We start from the raw sequence: 9,486 nt of genomic DNA, 5'->3' as shown, positions 1-9,486 counted from the left end.
TAGTATGATATGAAAGATGGGGAAGCTTCTCGTCAATTTGTAGTTAACGAATTCTAAGTACCCTACTATGAAGTCTCACTACATTCGATCAGATCAAGATTTCTTGTAGTTTTAATCTGGTTGTAGTCTTTTATAGGCGTACCCTAGAGGAACCATCTAAAAGGCATCAAAAATCGATTAACAGACCACTTAAAATAGACTGTTATAGTAGAACTACTCTTATTAGACTAAGTCGCATAATAGAAATTCGTAATTTTAAATACACCAATATAAATACTCAAACCAACGCCTTATAAAGAAAATAAAGCCCAACTACGAATAACAATACTGAAAAACACTTTTTCAATAATTGCGGTGAAAGCATATGAGCGACTTTTGCGCCGACTTTGGCCGTAAAAAAGCTCATAATACTGACACCCAAAAAGGCATAAACATGCACAAAACCAATGGTGTTAGGTACACTCACTTCTTGTTGCATACCAAAAAACATAAACCCTAACGCGCCTGCTATGGCAATAGGTAGACCACACGCCGCCGAGGTGCCAACCGCCTTTTGCATGACCACATTATAACGGGTGAGATAAGGCACCGTTAAGCTGCCGCCACCAATACCAAAGATAGCAGAAGCGATGCCAATTACCCCACCTGCCGCCAATTGTTTAGGTTTTGAGGGTAGTACTATATTGTTATGGTTGGTATTACTGACATCATTAGCATGACTAGCGACCTGTTTTTTACCACCTAAAAACATCTTATAGGCGACCCACAGTAAAAACACGCCAACGATAAGCTGAAGATATAACCCAGATATCTGTCCCGCAATTCCTGCGCCCAAAAAACAACCAAGCACCAAACCGGGGGCGAGGTTTTTAAAGACCGGCCACATGACGCCGCCTTTTTTATGGTGCGCCATCAGCGAGCTGATAGAGGTGATAATAATAGTCGCAAGGGAGGTACCCAATGCCAGATGCATGACGTTATCAGCAGGGAAATCCATTTGGGTAAAGACAATAAATAGCAGCGGTACAATGATAGTACCGCCACCTACGCCAAAAAGCCCTGCTGCAAACCCTGCTAGCGCGCCAATGATTAAAAAAATGAATAATTCCACAGGTGAGTACTTTTTAGTTGAATGAAGTTGAATGGTGAATCACTTAAGCCATTTGTATTTGACTAACGTGATGATAAGCGCGATTAAAATAGACCAAACTCTCGCCACTCTCAGAGTCTTGCTCAGATTGGTTGATAGCGACTACTCGGCACATAAACACACTATGGGTGCCCACTTGCTGAATGTCCTCAATGACGCAATCAAAGCTCACCAACGCATCTTGTAAAACAGGCGCGCCAGTGACTAGCTCAGTCCAAGCGCCCTGCGCAAAGCGCTCCTTTGCACTTAACCTAGAGGCAAAGGCATTGGATAAATACTCATGCTGCGCGCCTAGCACATTAACCGTTAAGATTTTATTCTCTACAAAATGCGCGTGCGAGCGTGCCGCTGTATTCATACAGACCAGCAAAGTTGGCGGCGTATCGCTGACGCTACAAACAGCGGATGCAGTAAAACCATGACTGCCGGACACGCCTTTAGTCGTGATCACATTCACCGCTGTCGTTAATAGCGCCATAGCATTTTTAAAGTCGCTCGCTTCTATCATCATGTATCTCTTAAATTTGGTTATTGCTTATATATTTTGCAAGATTATCATACTGGGTTAAAAAACCAGCCTACAAAAACTAGTGACCTTTTAACTGATCCGTCAGCTCTTTTCGTACGATTGCCGCGCCTGCACTTAACGCTTGCAATTTGCCGCTTGCCACTTGGCGAGATAAAGGTGCCATGCCGCAATTGGTCGAAGGATAGAGCTTATCTGCATCGACGAATTGCAGGGCTTTGCGTAGCGTATCGGCAACTTCTTCAGGTGTCTCAATGGTATTGGTTGCCACATCAATGGCACCGATCATCACTTTTTTACCGCGAATCAATTCAATCAAATCCATCGGCACATGTGAGTTTTGACACTCTAAAGAGACAATATCGATATTAGATTGTTGCAGTTTAGGAAATGCTTGCTCATATTGACGCCACTCGGAGCCCAGTGTCTTTTTCCAGTCATTATTAGCTTTGATGCCATAGCCGTAGCAAATATGCACCGCCGTTTCACACTTTAGACCTTCTATTGCACGCTCTAACGTGGCAATACCCCAGTTATTGACGTCATCAAAGAACACATTAAAGGCAGGTTCATCGAACTGGATGATATCCACCCCAGCTGCCTCTAACTCTTTGGCTTCTTGATTGAGAATTTTGGCAAATTCCCAAGCCAGTTTTTCACGGCTTTTATAATGGCTATCATACAGCGTATCAATCATCGTCATTGGGCCAGGCAGCGCCCATTTGATTGGTTGATTGGTTTGCTGACGTAGAAATTTAGCATCGTCCACAAATACTGGTCTTTGACGGCTCACCGCACCCACGACTGACGGCACACTCGCCTCATAACGATCACGGATTTTGACCGTTTTACGATTTTCAAAATCCACACCATCTAGATGTTCAATAAAGGTGGTCACAAAATGCTGGCGGGTCTGCTCGCCATCACTAACGATATCTATCCCTGCATGTCTCTGTTCTTGCAATGTCAAACGTAGTGCATCTTCTTTGGCTTCACTCAATTGCTCCCCTTCTAATGCCCAAGGTGACCAGATTTTCTCAGGTTCTGCCAACCAAGAAGGTTTTGGTAAGCTGCCCGCGGTTGAGGTTGGTAATAATACTTTTGATGATAATGTTGTCATATTAATTTATCTTTTATATTTTGGTTTTTATAGTAAATACTAAGTAAATGTATGGTGCTTCGAGAAGTGACTGTTATATATTTTTTGTAGCCTCTGTCAGCGTAGACACAGCAAGCAAGAAAAATGTATAACAGTCTCACTAAATGGTTTCTACACCGAACTCGCTTCATATCTTGGCGAACGACATACCATTACGCAGCACACTTTTTTGTGATAGGTTGTTGCGTGTTATAGCTTGTCGCCCACTCACCAAGAATGGCTTGATAGGGCTTAATAAACTCATCTTCGGTAAATTTACCTTGCGTCACTGCCATCTGGCTGCGCTCTTCGCGGTCATAGACAATTTGAGTCAGTGAATAATCTTGATACTTTAAACTTGGCTGATATACGTGACCCGCGGTTGAGTTAGCATTATAAATTTCAGGGCGGTAAATCTTTTGGAAGGTCTCCATCGTACTGATAGCACTGATAAGTTCCAAATCGGTGTAATCACTCAACAAGTCGCCGGCGAAGTAAAACGCTAAAGGCGCCACACTACCTTCAGGCATGAAATAGCGCACCGTTAAGCCCATTTTATGGAAATAGTCATCGGTTAAGGAGTACTCATCTTGCTTGTATTCAACCCCTAATACAGGATGCTGATTGCCTGTACGCTGATAGACTTTACTGCTTGACACACTCAGGCAAATAACAGGTTGTTTGTTAAAGTTGGTTTGATAGGCTTCTGAGTTCAATAAATGTTGAAACAGTTTGCCGTGCAAATCACCAAAATCGTCTGCTGGTGGCGATTTTGGGTTTTTCTCAAAATGTGCTGGCAGTACGATGCTAAAGTCATAATCACGCACGTAAGATGAGAAGCTGTTGCCAATCATGCCATCAATACGCTTGTTTTCTTTATGGTCGATAATCGTTGTTTTCAGCGTCTCAATGACTGGGAACGTATGGCCATTGCCTTCGATATCTAAGTCTGCAGAGATGATATCAACTTCAACAGAATAACGGTCGGCGGTTGGGTTATCCCAATGCGCGAGATCATTAAAACGGTTATTTATCATAGTCAGTGTTTTGCGTAAGTTCTCTTGACGACTCTCGCCACGTGCCAAATTCGCAAAGTTAGTCGTCAGACGTGTGCTATCTGCAGGCTGATAGTTTTCATCAAAACGAATGCTCGAGATGGAATATGTAAATTGTTTACTCATGATAGATTGCCTTTATTCAAGATAAAACCAAATTTGTGTATGAGGTAGATCATACCCAAACTCTGACATGAATAAAAACGATACTATTTAAATTTAAGATGAATATTATTCATCTTAGTAAGGTTAGAACATAAAAGAAGAGAGCAACGATAGTATGGCAAATGATGGTTCAATGACATAAAAAAAACCAAAACTTATCTAATAAGTCTTGGCCTTTATCGATTAGTTATTATACTAAAAGAGTGGTAGTCAAAAAACTACTGCTTAGCCGCCTCAATCTGAATATTTAAATCCACCTGTTCAGTAATACCTAGCCGCGTATACTTACTGATATCCCACTCTCTGCGGTCAATGGTTGTCGTAAAATCACCACCACATACTGAGCCTTTCGCTATAAAACTAAAATAACAATTGAACTTAGTAGCGGTTAGCGTTACTGGATGAGTAATATCGCGAATAGTCAACTCCCCATCGACTCGGGTCACATCGCCCGTATTGTCATCAGCGAAATGCCACTTAGTAGACTTAAAGTAAGCTAGCGGATACTTGTTCATATCAAAAAATTCATCGCTTCTAAGGATGATATCAAAGGCTTTATTACCTGTATTTAAAGTGTTAATGGGAATGACTAAAGAGACATTGCCAGTGTACGCCTTTTGGTCGTATTCTAGCTGTCCGGTCAGATTATAAAAGCCACCCGTATTAGTTGAGGTATTAAAATGATCGATAGCGAAGCGTACATTGCTATTTGCAGGTTCTAGCAAATAGCTAGCAGCATGACTACCAGTCATACTACCTATAATTAATGATAACGCTCCTAAAAATTTGACGTACCTGCATGTCGTTTTAGAACATTTCATTTTAGAAAGTGCAAATCGGCTCATCTCTATAGTCCTTTATTGATAATAGCTGATTAGTTTTACTACCTAGCTTCTAGCCTACTCTCATTTATGACTTATAACACGCTTTCATACTATGATTTTTCAACGACCGGATTATTATCTTTACCATGCGGGATCAACCATTTAGCAAACCACCCTGACAAGTCATCCATCAAAGTATATACGACTGGAATTACGACCAAACTTAATAGCGTTGAGGTTACTAGACCGCCTAACACAGCAGCCGCCATCGGACGCCTAAAGGTAGGATCAGCATCACCCCAGCCAAACACGAGCGGCAACATGCCAGCACCCATTGCAATAGTGGTCATAATGATAGGACGGGCGCGCTTGCGACAGGCATCGATGATAGCCTCAAAACGTGCTAAGCCTCTGTTTTGCGCAATAATGGCATAATCGACTAATAAAATAGAATTTTTGGTGGCGATACCCATCAGCATAATAAAACCGATCATCGACGGCATCGATAGACTACTGCCTGTAATGACCAAACCCACGAATGCACCGCCTATCGATAACGGCAGCGCCATTAAGATAGTAAAGGGTTGTAAAAGCTTCCCAAAAAGTAGAATTAAGACGCCTAAGATACAAATAATACCCACCGACATGGCAATGACAAAACCGCTAAATAGCTCAGCCATGTTTTCCGCTTGGCCCTGTGCAATCATCGTAATAGAGGCTGGGAGTTGCTGCATGGTAGGGGTGTTTTTGACTGCATCTACCAATTCACCAAGCTCACCTGTACCAGGCTGCACCGTAATCGTGATTGAACGTTCACGGTCAAGACGGCTGATCTTTGCAGGCCCTGTACCAAAATTGAGGTCAGCCACTTCGCCGACACGCACACCTTGTCCGGTTGGGTTTGTACTAGGTACATACAAGCCTTCTAACTGATTGACGTTTTGTTTGGCTACATCAGGCAAGCGCACCACAATAGGAATCTGCCGCGTATCCAAATTCAGCTTGGATAGGCGCTGCTCATAATCACCCACTGTCGCGATTCGTAAGGTGGTTGCGATATCTTGTGTAGTGACGCCTTTATCTGCCATTGCTAGCCGATTAGGGGTTACAGTCAGCTCTTGTTGCGGTAAGCTGCGATCACTGGTGACCGCGCCTGCAATTGGTAATGCGCGGATATCTGTCATAATTTGCTGCGCAGTCTGCTCCAACACTTGCGGATTGGTACTGGTCAACGAAAAGCTATACCCTGTCTCGCCGCCACTTGATAGCCCTACTGTAAAGCGTGCACTGGGCACTTCTGTTAATATGGCGCTAATATGTTGTTCAATCTCCTTTTTGGGTATCCGTTCGGCACGCGGTGTCAAAACAATATCTAAACTGGCGATGTTTTTTGCGCCACCACTACCACTAGAGCTGTTTGGCCCCATCGCCTCTTGTGCTTGTCCAACTGAAGAAAAAACATGGGCAACTTCAGGCAATGCTAAAATACGCTCACGTGCCAATGCGGTCACCTGCTCGGTATCTTCAAGCTCAACATCAGGCGTCAGCTCAATCCCTACTCGCGTTTGATCAATGTCATTATCAGGAATAAATGAAGTCGGTAGTAGCTGCACTAGGGCTAATGACCCTACAAATAATAATAAGGTAGCCCCCATAGTTAACCAGCGATGATGAAGTGTCCAGGATACTATCTTTAGATACCAGGTCATCAAGGCGCTTTGTTTTTCGACCCGGTGTTTTTCTGGTCGCAAAATGTAGGCTGCCATCATAGGGGTAATCAAGCGTGCGACCAATAGCGAAGCAAAAATAGCCATCGCCGCTGTCCAACCAAACTGGCGGAAGAACTGCCCAACCACACCGCCCATAAAGGCTGTAGGTAAAAACACCGCAATTAAGGTAAAGGTAGTGGCAATGACTGCAAGCCCAATTTCATCAGCGGCTTCCATTGCCGCTTCATAAGGCGTTTTACCCATCCGTAAATGGCGGATAATGTTTTCGACCTCAACGATAGCATCATCGACCAACACACCGATGACAAGTGATAACGCCAATAACGAGATAATATTAAGGCTAAAATCAAATAGATACATACCCAAAAAGGTAGGAATGACCGACAATGGCAAGGCTACAGCGGCGACAATCGTTGCACGAATATTGCGTAAAAATAAGAACACGACGACGACTGCTAGAATACCGCCTTCAATCAACATACGTAATGAAGACTTATAGTCCTCTTCTACTGGGGTCGCACGGTCGTAGACTTTTTCGACCTCGATATTAGTCATCTCAGCACTTAACTGCGCCAGTGCCGCATCCACTCTTTTGGTAACTTCAACTTCACTGGCACCGCGTGAACGAGTGATGTTAAAGGCAACCACGGTTTCGCCATCTAATTTGGCAACAGAGCTAGGATCAGCCGCGCCATCCATCACTTCAGCCATACGGCCTAACGCTTGCGTGCCTCCAGTAGGGACGGCAATCTGTAAATCGTTAAGCTCGCGAGCGCGTTCTACTGCACCCAACACCCGAATGGTTTGAGTCGTAGTACCAACTTCAGCTTCCCCGCCTGCGCTGTCTTGCTGAATACCAGCGATCTGCTGAGACAATTGAGGGATGGAGAGTTGCAAACCACTAAGCATGATAGGGTCAGCGGCAACGGTAATCTCACGCTCAAGACCACCAATCCGACTAATAGCGCTTACCCCTTGAATATCAGATAAGCGCTTGGTAATGGTGTCATCAACGAACCATGATAAGTCCTCAACACTCATATTATTCCCAGTCACAGAATAGGTGACTACTGGAAATCCTGCTGTCGACACCTTGGTAATAATAGGATCATTAGCAGCTGCTGGTAAGTCTCCACGTACCTCACCGACAGCTGAACGCACATCGTCCATAGCTTCTTGAATATCTTTTTCTAACACAAATTCAGTAGCGATAGTAGCTGCGCCAGTTTGTAAGGTAGTACGAATGTGCTTAATACCCTCAATACTGGTTAGCCTGTTTTCAATCTTTTTAGCCACATCATTTTCGAGCTGTGACGGTGCGGCTCCCGGCAAAGTAACCGTCACTACGACCGCTGGTAAATCAATATCAGGGAACTGCTGCACTTTCATTTGTTGAAAGCCAAACAAACCACCGAGTGTTAGCAAGACAAATAATAAAATCGCAACAAGCGGGTTTTTAATTGAATAGGTAGATACATTCATATTCATGATGTTGCCTGCACAGCTCTATTTTCCACAATGCGTACTAAGTCACCATCATTTAAAAAACTACCGCCTTGCTTGACTACTCTAGTATCGCTCGCTAAGGGCTCTGCAAGTATGGCGCTGTCGCCAATACGATTTCCTAGGGTCACACGCTGCTGTTGAATACGTCCAACCGTTTTGTCATTCTGGGTTTTGATATCCGTCACTAGCATCACATAATCATAGCCATCGTTGCTGACAATAGCGCTATTGAGCACCGTTTGCATGCTCTCGCTACCGAGCAAAAACTCACCGGTTTGGTACATACCTGCACGCGCTGCAGAATTGTCATTTAAGCTTGCATAAATAGTAATTTGACGATTATTATCCGCTGTCGGCGCGATACGACTGACTTGTCCCATTACTGCTTGATCTCTTGGCAAGCTGACTTTAACAGGCGTACCCACGTTTACATCACCAATAAGCTTAGGGTCGATATCAGCACGCCACTCTAAAATGCCCCCCTTAATAATCGTAAATAATGGCTCGCCACCTGCGACCATGCCGACCTCAGCCATCTTGTCACTGATTACCCCACTCACTGGCGCGACGACGTTGGCATTCTCAAGATTTAGGCGCTGATTGCTTAAGCGCGCTTTTGAGGCTTGCAAGGATGCTCTAGCACGAATCTCAGAAGTACGGTAACGGTCCGCCTCTTGTTTACTGATAGCATCGATATCAAGTAGCGGTAGCACACGTGCCGCATCTGCACTCGCATTGGCAAGCGTGGCTTCGGCTTCGGCCACGTCTGCTTCTGCTTGCAAGACCTGCTGCTCCATCGCGTCGGTATCGAATATTGCCAAAACTTGACCAGCTTTAACGCGTGTTCCCTCTTCGACCAATACTCGTTCAATCGCCACCCCATTGACCTTGGCACTGACGGTGGCAATATCCTTGGCACTAATCGTACCGTCAGCTGTTAGCGTATTGCCGACACTATCTTGACTCGGCTGTACGGTTTCGACCGTTAAAACTGCTTGATCGCTATCGGTATCAATAAGCACCTTATCACTTTGTGTCCCAGAGACAACGGTCGACTCATCCGTAGTCGAGTCATTGCCACCCCAATATTTTCCTAACAGCACACCAATGACCAGCACTGTTACCAGTACAGGCAATAGCCACACTGGTAGCTTTGACGAAGGTTCATGCTTGGGCATATCAGGGTTGAGATAAGGCGGCAACTCAGACTCAGGTGTAGAATTAGACACTTGCTTATCATTAGGGTCTTGAAGGTCACTCATAGTTGGTCTCTATAAACAAGCACATTGATAAAAAAGAGGATAAACGTTAATTTTTAGCGGGGTGATATAGACAGTTTATATTATTGAACGCTTTTTGCATTGTAGTCTATCGTACTAACAGGTCAACTGT

At 44.2% G+C, this 9,486-nt stretch carries 7 protein-coding genes; all 7 read right to left on the bottom strand.

All coding sequences use genetic code 11. The features are described 5' to 3' along the window. Positions 1-277: 277 nt before the first annotated feature. Positions 278-1,111 carry a sulfite exporter TauE/SafE family protein gene (locus ACS8FC_RS13420; RefSeq protein WP_439262960.1) on the bottom strand — a complete coding sequence of 278 codons (834 nt, stop codon included), beginning with the start codon at positions 1,109-1,111 and terminating at the stop codon, positions 278-280. A gap of 43 nt (positions 1,112-1,154) precedes the next feature. Next, positions 1,155-1,658, bottom strand: a complete 504-nt coding sequence (locus ACS8FC_RS13415) for a flavin reductase (protein WP_439297143.1) — start codon at positions 1,656-1,658, stop codon at positions 1,155-1,157. A gap of 79 nt (positions 1,659-1,737) precedes the next feature. After that, positions 1,738-2,796 carry a methionine synthase gene (locus tag ACS8FC_RS13410; RefSeq protein WP_439297142.1) on the bottom strand — a complete coding sequence of 353 codons (1,059 nt, stop codon included), beginning with the start codon at positions 2,794-2,796 and terminating at the stop codon, positions 1,738-1,740. A gap of 191 nt (positions 2,797-2,987) precedes the next feature. After that, a complete protein-coding gene (locus tag ACS8FC_RS13405) occupies positions 2,988-3,995 on the bottom strand; it encodes a DUF1852 domain-containing protein (protein WP_439297141.1) in 1,008 nt (335 codons plus the stop codon). Between the two features lie 257 nt (positions 3,996-4,252). Further along, a complete protein-coding gene (locus tag ACS8FC_RS13400) occupies positions 4,253-4,786 on the bottom strand; it encodes a YceI family protein (RefSeq protein ID WP_439262953.1) in 534 nt (177 codons plus the stop codon). 182 nt (positions 4,787-4,968) lie between these two features. Next, positions 4,969-8,076 (bottom strand): efflux RND transporter permease subunit, encoded by a 3,108-nt coding sequence (locus tag ACS8FC_RS13395; RefSeq protein WP_439297140.1) that lies wholly within the window; start codon positions 8,074-8,076, stop codon positions 4,969-4,971. Continuing rightward, positions 8,073-9,356 carry an efflux RND transporter periplasmic adaptor subunit gene (locus ACS8FC_RS13390; protein WP_439297139.1) on the bottom strand — a complete coding sequence of 428 codons (1,284 nt, stop codon included), beginning with the start codon at positions 9,354-9,356 and terminating at the stop codon, positions 8,073-8,075. Before ACS8FC_RS13390 ends, ACS8FC_RS13395 begins: the two co-directional genes overlap by 4 nt. Between the last annotated feature and the right edge of the window lie 130 nt (positions 9,357-9,486).

This window comes from Psychrobacter sp. 1Y4 (assembly GCF_051847555.1).
Note: the sequence above shows the minus strand (reverse complement) of the source record. Positions and strands in the feature narration are given on the sequence as shown.

Excerpts from the sequence above, each read along its gene's own strand:
- ACS8FC_RS13390 (WP_439297139.1), bottom strand. The coding sequence starts at position 9,356 with ATGAGTGACCTTCAAGACCCTAATGATAAGCAAGTGTCTAATTCTACA.
- ACS8FC_RS13415 (WP_439297143.1), bottom strand. The coding sequence starts at position 1,658 with ATGATAGAAGCGAGCGACTTTAAAAATGCTATGGCGCTATTAACGACA.
- ACS8FC_RS13400 (WP_439262953.1), bottom strand. The coding sequence starts at position 4,786 with ATGACTGGTAGTCATGCTGCTAGCTATTTGCTAGAACCTGCAAATAGC.
- ACS8FC_RS13405 (WP_439297141.1), bottom strand. The coding sequence starts at position 3,995 with ATGAGTAAACAATTTACATATTCCATCTCGAGCATTCGTTTTGATGAA.
- ACS8FC_RS13395 (WP_439297140.1), bottom strand. The coding sequence starts at position 8,076 with ATGAATATGAATGTATCTACCTATTCAATTAAAAACCCGCTTGTTGCG.
- ACS8FC_RS13410 (WP_439297142.1), bottom strand. The coding sequence starts at position 2,796 with ATGACAACATTATCATCAAAAGTATTATTACCAACCTCAACCGCGGGC.